Raw genomic sequence first — 15,856 nt, forward strand, 5'->3', positions numbered from 1 at the left:
AACACCAAGCACTTGCTTGGTCGAGATCGTTGACACGCTCTCCGGGTCGAACTTACGCTCACGCCCAAACGAGCGCTAGGTCACATCGACGCGCTCGTGTGCCTGTCAACGCCCGGAGGCGCGACATGAAGACATCGGTCCTGAAGACGTCGGTGGCACTGGCCGCGTCCGCGGCGCTGCTGGCCGGCTGTGCCACCAGCAACGAGGGCTCGGCGGGCGGGGGCTCGGCCGGGGTCGGCGACGCGGCGGTCAAGGTCGGCGGCGTGCTCACCAAGACCAGCGCGACCGGCTACTCGACCGGCGGCGCCGAACTCGGCGCCAAGGCCCGGTTCGAACGGGCGAACGCGGCGGGCGGCGTGCACGGCCGCAAGATCGAGTTCGTCGGGGCCGAGGACGACACGATGGCGCCGGACAAGGGCGCCGCGGCGGCCAAGAAGCTGGTCCAGAAGGAGAAGGTGTTCGCCCTCCTGCCGGTCAGCGCGCCGCAGTTCGGCGGCGCGGAGTTCCTGGAGCAGCAGAAGGTGCCGTGGTTCGGCTGGGCGACCGGCCCGTTCTGGTGCGGCAAGGAGAGCGCGTTCGGCTTCAACGGCTGCCTCGCGCCCAAACCGGGCGGCAAGACGCAGACGTGGTGGGGCAACCAGGTGGCCGCGCAGCTCGGCGGGTCCAAGGGCAAGAAGGTCTGGGTGCAGGCGACCGACTCCACGGCCAGCAAGTACGGCATCTCGACGATCTCCAGGTCGTTCAGCGCCGCGGGGTTCGCGATCGCCGGCTCGTCGGCCGCGCTGCCCGCGCAGGCGCCCCCGCAGGACTGGTCGCCGTACGTCAACAAGATCATGAAGAGCGCCGGCGGCCGGGCGCCCGACGTGGTCGTCTCGGTCATGGCGGGCGGCAAGTTCAACTCGGGGCTGTACGGCGCGCTGAAGAAGGCCGGTTACAAGGGCCTGATCACCGACGCGACCTCCTACGACCCCAAGGTGCTCCAGGACCCGCAGACCAAGCAGGCGCTGGAGGGCGTCTACGCGGCGCCGCAGTTCGAGCCGTACGAGTCGGACGCTCCCGAGGTCGCGCAGATGAAGGCCGACGTGCGGAAGGTCGGCGGCACCCTCGACCAGCACACCGCCACCGGCTACTGGTCGGCCGACGTCTTCCTGAAGATCCTGGAGAAGACGGGCAAGGACCTCACCCGCGACGCGTTCCTCAGGGCGGCCAACGGCTTCTCGTACGAGAACAAGGGCTTCGGCCGCATCCAGTACCCGGCGGCCAAGACCGAGCCCAACGGCTGCGGCGCGCTGGTGAAGCTGGAGAACGGCGCCTTCAAGGTCGCGCAGAACCTCAAGTGCTACGACAACACCACGCTCTGACATGAGCGAACTCGTCGGTTATGTGCTGAGCGGCCTGGTCACCGGCGCCATCTTCGCGCTGATGGCGTCCGGGCTCACGCTCTCGTACTCCGCCACGGGCGTCTTCAACTTCGCGCACGGCGCGATCGGCTTCCTGACCGCGTTGATCTTCTTCGAGCTGACGACCGGGCTCGGCTGGCCGGTGTGGCTGGCCGGGCCGGTCACCGTCGCCGGGGTGGCGCCGCTGCTGGGGTACGCGCTGCACCGGCTGATGTTCCGCGGGCTGGCGTCGGCGGGGGAGACCGCGCAGATCGTCGCCACCATCGGACTGACGATCGCGCTGCCCGCCCTCGGCCTCTGGACCGTGGACGTGCTCGTGGAGACGTTCGGCGCGGACCTGCCGAAGGTCACCGAGGGCGCGGCGGCCCGCGGCCTCGGCCCGCGCCCGGTCGAGTCGTGGACGCTCTTCGGCGGCGTGACGCTCGACTCCGACCAGCTCACCACGTTCGTGTTCGCCGTGCTCGCCGCCGCCGCCCTGTGGGCGGTCATGCGGCACACCCCGCTCGGCCTGCGCATGCGCGCCACCGTCGACCGGCGGTGGCTCGCCACGCTGCGCGGCATCGACGCCGATGCCGCGTCGGCGCAGGCCTGGATGCTGAGCTCCACGCTCGCGGGCCTCGCCGGAGTCCTCGCCGTGCCCGCCCTGGGGCTGGACTCCAACGCGTTCACGGTCCTGCTCTTCGCGTCGGCGACGGCGGCGGTCTTCGGGCGGCTGCAATCGATCCCGATCACGTTCGCGGCGGGCCTGGCGCTCGGCGTCGTGCAGAACCTGGTCGCCGGTTACGCCGACTTCGCCGAGAAGGTGACGGGTTTTCGCACCGCCATTCCGGCGATCCTCCTTCTCGGCGGGCTTCTGGTGCTGGGCCGGGGCCGCGCCCGCGTGGCGGGATCGATCGCCGAAGACGCGCCACCTCCCGACTACCTGGCCGACCTGCCTCGATGGCGTCGCGTCCTCCCGTGGTCGGTCTCCGTCGCCGCCCTGCTCGTCTGGACGTTCACCCTCGGGGACGACTACTGGGTCGGGCTGGTCGCGCAGGGCCTCGTCCTCGCCCTCATCTTCTGCTCGTTCGTCGTCGTCACCGGCATCGGCGGCATGGTCAACCTCGCACAGGCCAGCTTCGCGGCCCTGGCCGCGCTCGCCGCCGGTCTGGCCTTCAGCAAGGGCCTGCCCTTCCCTTTGGCCGTGCTCCTGGGAGTCCTCGCCGCGGTGGCGGCCGGAATCCTCGTGGCACTTCCCGCACTTCGCCTCGGCGGACGCGTCCTGGCCCTCGCGACCCTCGCTCTGGCTCTCCTGGCCGACCAGGTCCTGTTCCAGATCGACGCGTTCAGCAACGGCACCGTCGGCTGGAAGCTTCCGGCGTTCTCGCTCGGCTTCGCCGACACCAACGACCCTCGCGCCCGCGTCGTCATCCTCCTCGTCGTCATCGGCCTGGTCGGGCTGCTGATCCGCAATCTGGAACGCTCCGCGTCCGGCCGCGCGATCCTCGCGGTCCGCTCCGCGCCCACCGCCGCGCTCTCGGTCGGCATCTCCGCCACCCGAGCCAAGATCACGCTCTTCGCCCTCGCCTCCGGCATCGCCGGGCTGGGCGGCGTCCTGTACGCCACGTTCAACGGCCAGATCACCGCCACCGACCTGCCCGCGCTCACCGGATTCGTCTGGCTCGCGGTCGTCGTCCTCCAGGGAGTACGCCGCGTCGGCGGCGCGGTCCTCGGCGGGCTCATCATGGCGCTGTTCCCCGAGGTGCTCGACAACGTGACCGACTCCGCGTACGTCGGGATGATCCTGTTCGGGCTCGGCGGCATGATCCTCGCCAAGCACCCCGACGGCGTGCTCGCCCAGATGGCCGAACGCCGCTACCGCCGCCGCAAGCGCGGCGAGAAACAGGCCCGGGTCCAGGAGCTGACCGAGACCCCGGCCGCACCCGCGATGGACGCCGTCCTCCGGCTCGAAGGCATCGTCGCCGGCTATGGAGACGTGACCGTTCTTCGCGGCGTCGACCTGGCCGTCCCCGCCGGGAAGGTCGTGGCCCTCCTGGGCGCCAACGGAGCGGGCAAGTCCACGGCGTGCGCCGTCGCGGGCTCCATGACGCCCTCCGCGGGCCGCGTCCTGCTCGACGGCGAGGACATCACCTCCTGGCCCGCGCACAAGCGCTCACGCGCGGGCATCTACCTCGCCCCCGAAGGCCGCGGCGTCTTCCCCGCGCTCACCGTCGAGGAGAACCTCACCACCTGGCTCCCGTCGGCCGCCGACCGCCGGCGGGTCTACGAACGGCTGCCCAACCTCGCCGGCCGCCGCACCATCCCGGCCGGTGCGCTCTCCGGAGGTGAACAACAGATCCTGACCCTCGCCCCGGCGCTCGTCCGGCCGCCCCGCGTCCTCATAGCCGACGAACCGTCCCTCGGCCTGGCCCCGCTCGTCGTCGAGCAGATCTTCGAGCTCTTCGGCGAGCTGCGCGACAGGGGCGTGGCCATCCTCATCGTCGAGGAGAAGGCCGGCGAGGTCCTGGCGCTGGCCGACACCGTCGCGTTCATGCGCCTGGGCCGCATCGCCTGGACCGGCCCCCGCGCGGACGTCGACGACGAACGCCTGGCCTCGGCCTACCTCGGTCTCGCCCACGCAGGTGACCAATGATCGACATCAGCTCCGTCAGCGTCCGCTTCGGCGGCGTCCACGCCCTCACCGACGTCACGTTCACCGTCCCCGCGGGCGAGACCTGCGGTGTCATCGGACCCAACGGCGCGGGCAAGACCACCCTCTTCGACGTCGTCACCGGCCTGCGCCGGCCGACCAGCGGCTCCGTCGCCCTCCGCGGCACCGACGTCACGTCCACCAGCGCCGTCAGACGGTCGCGTCTCGGCCTGCGCCGCACGTTCCAGCGGCCGCAGGTCTTCGGCCGCCTCACCGTCCTCGACAACGTCCTCGCCGCCACCGAATGGCACGGCGGCGGCGGAGGACTGGCCGCCGACCTGGTCGGCCGGCCCTCGCGCCGCCGCCTCGAATCGTCCCGTCGCGCCAAGGCGGGGGAAGCGCTCGACCGATGCGGCATAGCCGACCTCGCCACCGCCTACGCCGCCGACCTCCCCATCGGCCAGCGCCGCATGGTCGAACTCGCCCGCGCCATCATCGACGACCCGGACGTCCTCCTCCTGGACGAACCGACCTCCGGCCTCGACGCCGACCAGGCCGCCCGCTTCGCCGCCGTGATCGGTGACCTCGACGCCACCGTCCTGCTGGTCGAGCACGACGTCGGCTTCGTCATGGAGGCCTGCGAACGCATCGTCGTCCTCGACCTCGGCAAGGTCATCGCCGACGCCGCCCCGGCCCGGATCAGAGAGGACCCGGTGGTCCGCGCCGCGTACCTCGGATGATTCGATATGGCCCTTGTAACGTGAGAAGTCTTCATGATTTGATCCGGCGCATGGCATGCGTGAACGACGGGCCGGGACGGCGACAGTTCCTGAAGATCGGCACCGCCGCTGCGGCGGTGAGCGTGCTGCCGGCCGGGGTGGCGGGTCCGGCCCTGGCCAGTACGCACGGTGCGCAGGGCGCCGTCATGGCGTACCTGGACAACGTCCAGCAGGCGGACTTCAAGGGCCTGGGGGTGCACTTCTCGCCCTTCGAGTCCGACCTCACCGACGCGCAGTGGGCACTCGTCCACGAGCGGCTCGCGTTCATGCGTCCGTCCGTCCTGCGCGTGATCATCGGCGCGGGCTGGTACACCAAGGGCTTCGACGTCGCGGGCCGGCCGGTCTTCGACTGGGACTCGGCCGACATGCGCAAGCTCTACTTCATGCTCGACTGGGCCGAGCGCAACCGCGCCGAGGTGATCCTCGGGGACTGGGCGCCGCCGAGCGGGGAGCCGCTGAAGCTCGGCCCGACCGATCCGCGATGGACGATGCTCGTCGGTGAGCTGCTGCGGCATCTGTTCGAGGAGCGCGGCTACACGTGCCTCAAGTACTACAACCTCCACAACGAGCCCAACCTGTGGTTCCCCGACTACGGCGAGTTCGAGCCGTGGAAGACCTCGATCCTCAACCTGCACGCCGAGCTGAAGAGACGCGGCTACCTGGACCGGATCGTCATCATCGGCCCGGACTCGACCGAACCCGACGACATCCTCAGCACCACCGCCGACCTGCTCACCGGGCACTCCGAGAGCTGGGTCGTCAAGGCGGTCGAGTCGATCAAGGAGACGATCGGCGCGTACGACGTGCACAAGTACGAGTACGTCTACAACGTCGAGGGCGGCGATCTCGAACAGCGTCTCTGGTCGCAGCGCCAGTACCTCGACAACCGCGACACCGCCGCCAAGCCGTTCATGGTCACCGAGGCGGGCATGGACCGCGGGCTGGACGTGCCGGAGCTCGGCATCCGCAACCCCGACACCCAGAAGGACCGCTACAGCTTCACCTACGGCGTCCATATGGCCGACTACGCGATCCAGGTGATGCGCGCCGGCGGGGCGGGCGTGCTGGCCTGGAACCTCGACGACGCGCAGCACACGGGCGGCGCGTACGGCAGCAGGAACCTCAAGGGCTGGGGCTTCTGGAACTCGCTCGGCGGACAGGACGGCTACCCGGTCGCCGACCGCGACCCGCGGCCGTGGTTCTCCACCTGGTCGCTGCTGAGCCGCTGCTTCCCGCGCGGCAGCCGGACGCTCCGGGTGCCCGCCACGGGCCTTCCGGGCGTGCGGGCGACGGCGGCGCGCGTTCCCGGTGACGGGCTGTCGATCGCCGTCGTCAACGACACCGGCCGGGCGCGCTCGATCAGGCTGCGGATTCCCGACGTCGCGGCCGGTGCGCGCCTCGCCGAATACCGCTACTTCGACAAGGACAGGCCCACCGACGCCAAGGGCTACCCGGTGCCCAGCCGCACGGTCGACACGTCCGGGCTCGCGGACGGCCTCACCGTCGACCTGCCCGGCCGCGGTGTCGTGATCCTCACCTCGCTGGGCACCGGTACGACCGTACGGGCCACCGGCGGCACCGCCACGTTCACCGATGACCTGGACGACCTGAGCAAGACGCACGCGCACAGTTCCGGCCTGGTCATCGACAAGTCCAACCCGGGCTACTTCGCGGGCGACGGCGCACGCCTCAAGCGGACCGCCCATGGCGCCCGGTGGGTCTCGTACCACCGGCCCGGCCTCACGAGTTTCGCGCTCACCACGTACAAGGTGTCCGCGCTGTTCGGCAAGGTGACCGCCGCGGTGTCGCAGGACGGCAAGACCTGGAAGGACGTGGACCTGGCCGCTTCGCCGCTCTACAAGGTGGACGCGCTGCAGGACTGGCGGGGCGCGGTCCTCACCCCGGCGGCCCCGCTGCCCGCCGGAGCGGCCTATCTGAAAATCCAGCTCGACGGTGACCTGCGGGTATTCTCGCCGCAGCTGGCCAAGGTCGAGCTCAACTACCGGGGCTGAACACAAGATCGATAAGCTGGGCCGCGTTCCCCCGGCAAACGGAAAGAAGAGTGGGTCATGTCCTCGGCTCGCCTCAGGCTCATCGTGGTCCCCGTCACCGCGCTGACCGCCCTGACCACGTTCGGCACGTCCGCCGAGGCCGCCCAGGCGTCCGCCCTTGGCGCGGCCGACCCGCTGAAGGGGCATCGGTTCGTCTACTCGAAGGCCGACGGCCAGTACCACGTCTACGACGCGCGCCGCCGCCACGTCGCCGAGCTGACGCCCGGTGCCCGCACCGCACTCGTTCACGGAACCAAGCGGACGTTCCGCGAGAAGACCACCACGGCGACGGTCCGCACGGACGCCTGGGTGCGCAAGCTGCGCGCCCCGTTCACGGCGGCGCAGATCCGCAAGGCGGCGTTCCGCAAGGAGCTGGCCGGGCTGATCAGGTCGAAGTCGCCCGACATGCTCGCGATCGCGATGCAGTACGTGGTGGGCGCGCCTGCCAAGAAGAACGCCCAGGGGCTGCGCTACGCCGGCGACGCGCACTACGGGCCGATGGTCGGCGGCAAGCGGCAGGAAGGCTCCGACTTCAACGACTACCTCGGCGTGAGCTGGCGCTACTTCGACAACAGCGTCGACCGGGCGGAGAAGGCGCAGTACGGCTCGCTGGACTGCTCGGGCTTCGTCCGGATGGTCGCGGGTTACCGCATGGGCTGGCCTCTGGAGAACCAGCAGTACACGCGCCAGCGTCTCCCGCGCCGAGCCGTCGAGATGGAGCGGTACGCCCCGGGCCGCGCCGTCATCCCCAACAAGGGCCGCAAGCCTGCGAGCCTTGCCGCGCTCCAGGCGGGCGACCTGCTCTTCTGGGACGCCGACAAGGGCGACGGCAAGGCCGTCGACCACGTCGGGATCTTCATCGGCAAGGACTCGAAGGGCTTCTACCGGTTCATCTCCAGCCGCAAGACCGCCGACGGGCCGACTCTGGGCGACGTGGGCGGCCGCTCGGTGCTGAACCGCAAGGGATCGCTCTACAGCGACACCTTCCGTTCAGCCAAGCGGCTCTGACCTCAGCTGAAGTGCTGGCCCGCGTTGACGTCGATCGTGGCGCCGGTGGTCGCCTTCGCTTGGTCGGAGGCGAGGAAGATGACGGCCCGCGCCACGTCCTCCTCCGAGGCGATGCGGCGCAGGGCCATGGCCGCGGTGTCCCGTGCCAGGATCTCCTCGTACGGGACGCCCTCGGCCTCGGCGCGCGTGCGCATCCAGTCGTCGAGAACGTCGCTGGCGATCCAGCCGGGCGCCACGCAGTTGACCCGGACGCCTGACGGGCCCAGCTCGTCCGCCAGGCAGTGTGACAGCAGGTGGACCCCGGCCTTGCCCGCCGCGTAGTCGGACCGGCCCGCGTACCCCATCCGGCTGGACATCGAGGTCAGGTTGACGATCGAGCCACCGCCCGCGGCGACCATGTGCGGCGCGAGATGGCGGCAGGTCAGCAGGGTGCCGTACGTGGCGGTCTCCACCGCCGAGCGCCACAGCTCCAGGTAGTCGTCGTCCATGTCGAGGACGTTCCTGCGGTGCGTCCCGGGGAACGCCGCGTTGACCAGCACGTCGACCCGGCCGAACCGCCCGATCACCGCGTCGGCGAGCGCGCGCACCTGAGCGGGCTCGGACACGTCCGTCGCGACGGCGAGCGCCTCCCGTCCCTGCGCGCGGACGGCCTTGGCGATCGACTCGACCGTGGTCCCGGTGCGCGCCGCGACGGCGACGTCGGCGCCCTCGCGGGCCATGAGGACCGCGAGCGTGCGGCCGAGGCCGGGACCCGCCCCGGCGATCACCGCGACCTTGCCCTCCAGCATCATGGGCATTAGCGTACCAAGCGCTAGCTAGGTTCTCTGGAGGTCGTGTGGATCTCAGCTTCACCCCGCATCAGCAGGAGTTCCGGGAGGAGGTTCGTGCCTGGCTGGCCGAGCACGTGCCCACCGAGCCGCTGCCCTCCATGGACACGGCCGAGGGCTTCGAGCGGCACCGCGAGTGGGAGCGCACGCTGGCCGGGGCACGGCTCGCGGTGGTCTCGTGGCCCGAGGAGTACGGCGGCCGTGGCGCGGACCTGATCGACTGGCTCGTCTTCGAGGAGGAGTACTGGGCCTCCGGCGCGCCCGGGCGGGTGAGCCAGAACGGCATCTTCCTGCTCGCGCCCACGCTCATGGCGTACGGCACCGAGGAGCAGAAGCGCCGCCACCTGCCGCGCATGGCCCGCGCCGACGACGTCTGGGCGCAGGCCTGGTCCGAGCCGGAGGCGGGCAGCGACCTGGCCTCGCTGCGGGCCACCGCGCGGCCCGACGGCGACGGCTGGCGGCTGAACGGGCAGAAGACGTGGAGCTCGCGGGCCGTGTACGCGGACTGGTGCTTCGGCCTGTTCCGCAGCGATCCGGGCAGCGAGCGGCATCGCGGCCTGACCTACTTCATGCTGCCGCTGGACAGCCCGGGCGTGACCGTCCGGCCGATCGCGCAGCTCGACGGCGAGCACGGGTTCGCGGAGATCTTCTTCGACGACGTGTACGTGCCCGGCGACGGGGTCCTCGGCGGGCTCGGGCAGGGCTGGCAGGTCGCGATGGCCACGACCAGCTCCGAGCGCGGGCTGACGCTGCGCAGCCCCGGCCGTTTCATGGCGACCGCCGACCGGCTGCTGGAGCTGGCCCGCCGGAGCGACGACCAGACCCTGCGCGACGCGGCCGTCGAGGCGTGGACGGACAGCGAGGCCTACCGGCTGCACACGTTCCGCGCCGCCGCCCGCCTCGCCGAGGGCGTCGAGCTCGGCGCCGACTCCAGTCTGATGAAGGTCTTCTGGTCCGAGCTCGACCTGCGGATGCACGAGCTGGCCCTGGAACTGCTGGGACCGCGCGCGCCGATCGCCGGACGCTGGCTGGACGGGTTCCTCTTCGCGCTGGCCGGTCCCATCTACGCCGGGACGAACGAGATCCAGCGCAACATCATCGCCGAGCGAGTCCTGGGGTTGCCCCGATGAGGTTCTCCTTCACCGAAGACCAGCGGCTGCTCGCGGAGACCGTCCGCGAGGTGCTCGACAAGGCGTGCCCGCCCGAGACGGTACGGGCGGCCGAGGAGGCGGAACGCCCCGGACCGGCGTGGAAGGCCCTGGCCGAGGTCGGGGTGCTGGGCGCCCACATACCCGAGGAGCTCGGCGGGCTCGGCCTGACGCCGCTGGACACCGTCCTGGCGTACGAGGAGACCGGCTGGTACGCGGTGCCCGGCCCGCTCGTCGAGACGGCCGTCGCCGCGCCGCTGCTCGTCCCGGCCGACCATCTGGAACGCGTCGCGGCGGGCGAGCTGATCGTGTCGGCCCGGCCCGCCTGCTCGCCCTACCTCCCCGACGCCGATCTCGCGGGACTGCTCGTGGCGGGCACGACCGTCGTGGCGCCGGAACAGGCCACGCTCACGCGGCATCTGTCCGTGGACGCGAGCCGTCACCTGTTCACCGACGACCTGCGGGCGGGTCCCGGCGGAGACGCCCCGTTCGACCAGGCGGCCCTGATGACCGCGGCGCAGCTCGTCGGGCTCGGCCGCAGACTGCGCGAGGAGGCGGTCGGGTACGCGGGGCAGCGCCGGCAGTTCGGCCGGGTCATCGGGTCGTTCCAGGCGCTCAAGCACCAGCTCGCCGACGTGGCGATCGCGCTGGAGTTCGCGGCTCCGCTCGTCCACCGCGCCGCGTACGCGCTCACCCGCCACGCCCCGACGGCGTCGCGCGACGTGTCGGCGGCCCGGACGGCGGCGAGCCGGGCCGCGCACCGGGCGGCGCGGACGGCCCTCCAGGTGCACGGCGCGATCGGGTACACCGACGAGCTCGACCTGCGGATGTGGCTCAACCGGGTGTGGGCGCTGCGCGCCGCGTGGGGCGACGACGGCCTGCACCGGGCGCGGCTGCGCGCCGCGCTGCTAGGCGACCCGGGCCGCGCGAGGACGGAACGGCTGCCATGAGCGTCACCCTGGCCAGCGACGTCGGCGGCACGTTCACCGATGTCGTCCTGACCGGCGACGACGGGCGGATCCGGGTCGCCAAGACGCTCACCACCCCGGAGGACCCCGCGATCGGCCTGCTGCGCGGCGTCCGGCAGGTACTGGACGCCGCGGGGGTGGCCCCGGCGCGGGTCGGCCGGTTCGTGCACGCGACGACGCTGGCCACGAACGTGATCCTCGAACGCACCGGGGTGCCTGTCGCGTTCGTGACGACCGAGGGGTTCGGGTCGATGCTCGCCCTCGGGCGGCAGGCGCGGGTGGAGGAGGACCGCTACGACCTGGCGTACGCCCAGCCGGAGCCGCCCGTGCCGCTCAGCCGTACGTTCACGGTGCCGGAACGCATCGGCGCGAACGGCGAGGTGCTCCGGCCGCTGGACGAGGAGGCCGCCGGACGCGTCGCGGAGCGGATCGCCGGGCTCGGGGTGTCGGCCGTGGCGATCTGCCTGCTGCACTCCTACCTCAACCCGGCGCACGAACGGCGGCTGGCGGAGGTCATCGCGGCCCGGCTTCCGGCCGGGACGCCGGTCGTGGAGTCGGCGGCGGTCTGGCCGGAGCTCGGGGAGTACGAGCGGGCCACCACGACCCTGATGTCGGCGTACGTCGGCCCGGTCATGGCGTCCTACCTCGACCGCCTCGGCGAAGGACTGGCCGGGCTCGGCGTCACCGCGCCGATCCACGTCATGGAGTCGGCGGGCGGCGTGCTGCCCGCCGCGCTCGCCGCGTCCCGGGCGGTCTACACGATCGAGTCGGGTCCCGCCGCCGGAGTCATCGCCGCCGCCCGGCAGGGCGCGGGCCGGGGCCTGGCCGACCTCATCTCGTTCGACATGGGCGGCACGACGGCCAAGGCCGGGCTGGTCCGCGGCGGACGGCCGGGGATCACGCACGAGTTCCAGGTCGGCGGCAAGGGCAGCTTCGGCGGGCGGCGGCCGGGCACCGGCGTGCCCATCAAGGTGCCCGCGATCGACCTGGCCGAGGTCGGCTCGGGCGGCGGCTCGATCGCCTGGGTGGACGCGGGCACGCTGCGGGTCGGGCCGCGTTCGGCGGGCGCCGACCCGGGACCCGCCTGCTACGGGCGCGGCGGCGGCCTGCCGACCGTCACCGACGCCGATCTGGTGCTCGGCTATCTCGATCCGGACGGTTTCGGGGAGTTTCACCTGTCGGCCGAATTGGCGCGGCAGGCGATCGCCGAACACGTGGCCGGTCCGCTAGGCGTGGACGTCGTGCAGGCGGCTGCCGCGATCCACGACATCGCCAACGCGCAGATGGGTGCGGCTGTGCACGTGGTGACCGTGCGGCGCGGCATCGACCCGCGCGGCTTCACGCTGGTCGCGCTGGGCGGTGCCGCTCCCACGCACGCCGCCCGGCTCGCGGAGCGGTTCGGGATCGGGCGGGTCCTGGTGCCGCCGCAGGCCGGAGTCGGCTCCGCGGTGGGGCTGCTGCACGCCGACCTGGCCATCGAACGCGCCCGTACCTTCCTCGCGCCCGCCGCCACGCTGGTCTCGTGCTCGGCGAGCCGCGACACGCTCGGCGAACTGGCCGGCGTCTTCGACGGCCTCGAACGCGCCGCCCGCGCCGACCTGTCCGCCGGAGACGAGGCCACGGCCGTCCGGTCGGTGGGCGTGCGGTTCATCGGGCAGGCGCACGCGTTCACCATCGAGCTGCCACCCGGCCGGATCACCCCGGAGACGGTGCAGCGCGCCACGGAGGAGTTCTACAAGCGCTACCACGAGTCGTACGGCATCGACCTGCGAGACCCGGTCGAGATCACGATCGCGCGCGTACGCGTCGTCCTGCCGTCGGGCTCGCCCGCCCTGCCGCGCGCCGACACCCTTGAGAGCGTCACGCCGCGTACCCGGGAGATCTGGCTCGACGGCGCGTACACCGTCGTCCGGGTGCTGGAGCGGGCCGCATGCCCGGTGGGCGAGGAGCTGCCCGGTCCCTGTGTCATCACCGAGCCGCAGTGTTCGCTGCTGGTGCCGCCGGGCTGGCGGGGGATCGTGGACGAGCACGGCGCGATCCTGCTGGAAAGGACGCACTCATGAGCGACGACCTGACCGCCGAGATCCTGCGGAACGCGCTCTGCGTGGCCGCCGAGGAGGCGAGCATCGTCGTGGTGCGCTCGGCGTACTCGACGTTCATCGTGGAGGGCGCCGACGCGGCGGCGGCCATCCTCGACGCGCGGGGACGGCTCATCGCCCACTCGCTGTCCACGGCGCTGATCCAGTGCGCCAGCCTCCGCAGCGCGCTCCCGTACGTGGTGAAGGCCTACCCGCCGGAGACGATGGCGGACGGGGACGTGTTCGTCCTCAACGACGTCTACCAGGGCGGCATCCACGCCAACGACCTGCTGGTGTTCCGGCCGGTGTTCGTGGAGCACGGCACCCGCAGCGAAGCAAGGGATGCCGTGCGACCTGCGGGGGGTGTGGGGGGTCGTCCCCCCACAAAGCACGGGAGACCGGCGTACTTCACCGGCACGCTCATCCACGTCGCGGACCTGTCGGGGCTCTCGGCGGGCGGCATGGCCTCCGACGCGACCGACGTCTTCCTGGAGGGCGTCCAGCTGCCACCCGTGCGGATCGCCACCGCCGCGGGCCTGGTCGACGACCTGGTCCGGGTCCTGACGGCCAACAGCCGCACACCCGGCAAGCTGGCCGGGGACCTGCGGGCACTGATCGCCGGAGTCAACGTGGCCGCCCGCCGGCTCACGGAGATCATCGAGACGCACACCCCGGCGGGCCTGGCCCGCGGAGTGGAGGACTACCTCGCGCACACCGAACGGCGGATGCGCGAGGGGCTGGCGCGGCTCCCGGCCGGCACGCACCGCGGCGAGTACCGGCTGGACGACGGCCACCACGTCCGGGTCGCGGTGACCGCCGACGGTTCCGGCGGCGCGGTCGTCGACTTCGACGGCACGGACGAGCAGGTGCCGCTTCCGGTCAACTCGGGCTTCTCCCAGACCCACGGCGGCGTGATGTACGCCGTGCGCTGCTTCGTCGATCCCCACCTGCCGATGAACGAGGGCTGCTTCACTCCCGTCGAGGTGCGGATGCCGCGCGGCACGCTCGTCCACTGCACGCCCCCGTACCCCGGCGGCGGTCGTTTCGGCACCGTCGCGGCGGCGGAGGAGGCCATCTTCGCGGCGCTGACGGGCGCCATGCCGGACGGGGGAGTGGCGGCCTCAGGAATCTTGCAGGCGTTCAGCATCAGCGGGGTCCGGCGGCCCTGGCTGCACATGTCGTTCGACCTCGGCGGCGCGGGCGCCCGGCGGGACCGGGACGGCGCGGACGCGACCGGCGCGCTGTTCGGCGGCGGGCGCAACATCATCCCGCAGGTCGAGCCGATCGAGGCGCGGCTGCCCGTCCGGGTGGAGGAGGTCTCCCTGATCCCTGACTCGGGCGGCGCCGGCCGCCACCGCGGCGGCCGGGGCACGCGCACCGTGATCCGGATGCTGGAGGACGCCCGCGTCGACACGCGCGGCGACCGGCTGCTGCGGCCACCGCCCGGCGCGGCCGGCGGGCGACCCGGCCGACCGGGCGGCTATTACCGCGAACGCGCGGACGGCACCCGCGAGCCGCTCGGCAGCAAGGCCACCCGCCAGCCCTTGGCGGCCGGGGAGGCGCTGGTCGTCGAGACGTCGGGTGGCGGCGGATTTGGGGAGGCACAGTGAAGTTCGGAGTACCGCTCGGGCTCGTGCATCCGGCTGTCTGGCGGGAGCTGGCGGTCGCGGCCGACCGGCTCGGCTTCGAGTCGGTGTGGCTGCCGGAGCATCTGGTCTTCGCCACCGACCTCTCGACGGCGACGTACCCGGGGACGGAGGAGCCGGGCATCAAGCCGGAGACTCCGCTGTTCGACGCGCCCGCCTATCTGTGCGCGCTGGCGGCCGTGACGGAGCGGGTCAGGCTGGGCACGGCCGTCTACCTCTACGGTCTGCGGCATCCGTTCGTGGCGGCCCGGGCGTTCGCCACCCTCGACCAGATCTCCGGCGGCCGGGCGATCGCCGGGGTCGGGGCGGGCTGGTACGAGGGGGAGTGGATCGCCGCCGGGGTGGACTTCACGACGCGGGGGCGGCGGCTCGACGAGGCGATCGCGGTGTCCCGGCGGCTCTGGACCGAGTCGGCCGTCGAGCACCACGGGGAGTTCTTCGACTTCCCGGAGGTCGCGTTCGAGCCCAAGCCCGTCCAGGCGCGTCTGCCGGTCGTGGCCGGCGGGGAGTCGGGGGCGGCACTGCGGCGCGCGGCCACGCTGTGCGACGGCTGGATCAGCATGCCGCAGACCCTGGACGGCGCCCGGTCTCAGATCGAGCGGCTGCGCGACCTGCGCAGGGCCGCCGGACGCGAGGACGAGCCGTTCGAGATCACGGTGCACGCGTACGAGCTGTCCGGACCGAGCGAGATCGCCGAATGGGAAGGGCTGGGCGTGGACCGGCTGATCGTCCGGCCCTGGCGGCGCACCCGCGAGGCCGCCGAACGGCTGGCCGGGTTCGCCTCCGACTACGGCCTGGACGGCTAGTACTCGTACACCCGCACGATCGGGGCGTGCTCGTACCAGGTGGCGATCACCGACGAGGTGTTGTTGGCACCGAGGAAGTCGACGCGCAGCCAGCCTTCACCCGGGGTGACCTTGGTCGCGTAGCCGGGATTGGAGATCGCCGACACCAGCCGTACCTTCCCATTGGTCACCGCGAGGGCGGCTCGCCCGCCCCGGGTGGGGTAGCTGCGCACGTTGCCGGTCCGCGGCTCATCCCGTCCGCCCGTTCCGGCCGGCCCCTGTGAGTTCTGCGGGGTGGGTACGAGAGGGGCGCTCGGCTGGCGGCTCGGAACGCCGGAAGGACGTGGCCGGGACGTCGGGGTGCCGACACTGGCGGGACCGGGCGGATCGGACGGGCTGGCGTGGATCACCGGCCCGGCCATCGGCGGCGGGGCGGGTCTCCCGGACACCGCGCTGCGGACGACGTCGCGTACACCGAGCCAGGAAAGCGTCACGGCGAGCGCCGTGACCACCGCCCAGGGGGCAACATATGACATC

12 protein-coding genes are annotated in these 15,856 nt (G+C 72.3%); 10 read left to right on the forward strand and 2 right to left on the reverse strand.

Translation table 11 applies throughout. The annotated features are described in order from the left end of the window. Window positions 1-125: 125 nt before the first annotated feature. Genes ABD333_RS01850 through ABD333_RS01870 form a run of 5 tightly spaced genes read left to right on the forward strand, consistent with a single transcriptional unit; the run spans window position 126 to window position 7,867 of the window. Complete coding sequence (locus ABD333_RS01850) at window positions 126-1,361, forward strand: ABC transporter substrate-binding protein (RefSeq protein WP_344537038.1); 1,236 nt, start codon at window positions 126-128, stop codon at window positions 1,359-1,361. 1 nt (window position 1,362) lies between these two features. Beyond that, window positions 1,363-4,032 carry an ABC transporter permease subunit gene (locus ABD333_RS01855; protein ID WP_344537040.1) on the forward strand — a complete coding sequence of 890 codons (2,670 nt, stop codon included), beginning with the start codon at window positions 1,363-1,365 and terminating at the stop codon, window positions 4,030-4,032. Next, window positions 4,029-4,769 carry an ABC transporter ATP-binding protein gene (locus ABD333_RS01860; protein WP_344537042.1) on the forward strand — a complete coding sequence of 247 codons (741 nt, stop codon included), beginning with the start codon at window positions 4,029-4,031 and terminating at the stop codon, window positions 4,767-4,769. Before ABD333_RS01855 ends, ABD333_RS01860 begins: the two co-directional genes overlap by 4 nt. Before the next feature lie 50 nt (window positions 4,770-4,819). After that, window positions 4,820-6,820 carry a hypothetical protein gene (locus tag ABD333_RS01865; protein ID WP_344537044.1) on the forward strand — a complete coding sequence of 667 codons (2,001 nt, stop codon included), beginning with the start codon at window positions 4,820-4,822 and terminating at the stop codon, window positions 6,818-6,820. 57 nt (window positions 6,821-6,877) lie between these two features. After that, window positions 6,878-7,867: an NlpC/P60 family protein gene (locus ABD333_RS01870; protein ID WP_344537046.1), complete on the forward strand. Its 990-nt coding sequence runs from the start codon at window positions 6,878-6,880 to the stop codon at window positions 7,865-7,867. A gap of 2 nt (window positions 7,868-7,869) precedes the next feature. On the opposite strand, the gene ABD333_RS01875 is transcribed toward ABD333_RS01870, so the two are convergent. Further along, on the reverse strand, window positions 7,870-8,658 hold the full coding sequence (locus ABD333_RS01875) for an SDR family oxidoreductase (RefSeq protein WP_344537048.1): 789 nt from the start codon (window positions 8,656-8,658) through the stop codon (window positions 7,870-7,872). A 44-nt stretch (window positions 8,659-8,702) separates the two neighbouring features. Here ABD333_RS01875 and ABD333_RS01880 point away from each other — a divergent pair, with 44 nt between their 5' ends. The 5 genes from ABD333_RS01880 to ABD333_RS01900 are packed head-to-tail and all read left to right on the forward strand — an operon-like array spanning window position 8,703 to window position 15,340. Next, window positions 8,703-9,824: an acyl-CoA dehydrogenase family protein gene (locus tag ABD333_RS01880; RefSeq protein ID WP_344537050.1), complete on the forward strand. Its 1,122-nt coding sequence runs from the start codon at window positions 8,703-8,705 to the stop codon at window positions 9,822-9,824. Then, entirely contained in the window at window positions 9,821-10,792 is a 972-nt protein-coding gene (locus tag ABD333_RS01885) for an acyl-CoA dehydrogenase family protein (protein WP_344537052.1), read from the forward strand. The genes ABD333_RS01880 and ABD333_RS01885 overlap by 4 nt, the downstream gene beginning before the upstream one ends. Then, window positions 10,789-12,873, forward strand: a complete 2,085-nt coding sequence (locus ABD333_RS01890) for a hydantoinase/oxoprolinase family protein (protein ID WP_344537054.1) — start codon at window positions 10,789-10,791, stop codon at window positions 12,871-12,873. Before ABD333_RS01885 ends, ABD333_RS01890 begins: the two co-directional genes overlap by 4 nt. Beyond that, window positions 12,870-14,498 carry a hydantoinase B/oxoprolinase family protein gene (locus ABD333_RS01895; RefSeq protein WP_344537056.1) on the forward strand — a complete coding sequence of 543 codons (1,629 nt, stop codon included), beginning with the start codon at window positions 12,870-12,872 and terminating at the stop codon, window positions 14,496-14,498. Before ABD333_RS01890 ends, ABD333_RS01895 begins: the two co-directional genes overlap by 4 nt. Then, window positions 14,495-15,340, forward strand: a complete 846-nt coding sequence (locus ABD333_RS01900; RefSeq protein ID WP_344537058.1) for a TIGR03619 family F420-dependent LLM class oxidoreductase — start codon at window positions 14,495-14,497, stop codon at window positions 15,338-15,340. Before ABD333_RS01895 ends, ABD333_RS01900 begins: the two co-directional genes overlap by 4 nt. Here ABD333_RS01900 and ABD333_RS01905 read toward each other — a convergent pair. Beyond that, window positions 15,337-15,855, reverse strand: a complete 519-nt coding sequence (locus ABD333_RS01905; RefSeq protein ID WP_344537060.1) for a hypothetical protein — start codon at window positions 15,853-15,855, stop codon at window positions 15,337-15,339. The two genes, ABD333_RS01900 and ABD333_RS01905, sit on opposite strands and share 4 nt — an antisense overlap. Window position 15,856: the final 1 nt, after the last annotated feature.

The sequence above is a fragment of the Actinomadura fulvescens genome (assembly GCF_039533225.1).
Taxonomy (GTDB): domain Bacteria; phylum Actinomycetota; class Actinomycetes; order Streptosporangiales; family Streptosporangiaceae; genus Spirillospora; species Spirillospora fulvescens.

Bases quoted from the DNA above. Each gene is read 5' to 3' on its own strand.
- ABD333_RS01870 (WP_344537046.1), top strand. From the start codon at position 6,878: ATGTCCTCGGCTCGCCTCAGGCTCATCGTGGTCCCCGTCACCGCGCTG.
- ABD333_RS01860 (WP_344537042.1), top strand. From the start codon at position 4,029: ATGATCGACATCAGCTCCGTCAGCGTCCGCTTCGGCGGCGTCCACGCC.
- ABD333_RS01875 (WP_344537048.1), bottom strand. From the start codon at position 8,658: ATGATGCTGGAGGGCAAGGTCGCGGTGATCGCCGGGGCGGGTCCCGGC.
- ABD333_RS01905 (WP_344537060.1), bottom strand. From the start codon at position 15,855: ATGTCATATGTTGCCCCCTGGGCGGTGGTCACGGCGCTCGCCGTGACG.
- ABD333_RS01850 (WP_344537038.1), top strand. From the start codon at position 126: ATGAAGACATCGGTCCTGAAGACGTCGGTGGCACTGGCCGCGTCCGCG.
- ABD333_RS01895 (WP_344537056.1), top strand. From the start codon at position 12,870: ATGAGCGACGACCTGACCGCCGAGATCCTGCGGAACGCGCTCTGCGTG.
- ABD333_RS01890 (WP_344537054.1), top strand. From the start codon at position 10,789: ATGAGCGTCACCCTGGCCAGCGACGTCGGCGGCACGTTCACCGATGTC.
- ABD333_RS01855 (WP_344537040.1), top strand. From the start codon at position 1,363: ATGAGCGAACTCGTCGGTTATGTGCTGAGCGGCCTGGTCACCGGCGCC.
- ABD333_RS01885 (WP_344537052.1), top strand. From the start codon at position 9,821: ATGAGGTTCTCCTTCACCGAAGACCAGCGGCTGCTCGCGGAGACCGTC.
- ABD333_RS01865 (WP_344537044.1), top strand. From the start codon at position 4,820: ATGGCATGCGTGAACGACGGGCCGGGACGGCGACAGTTCCTGAAGATC.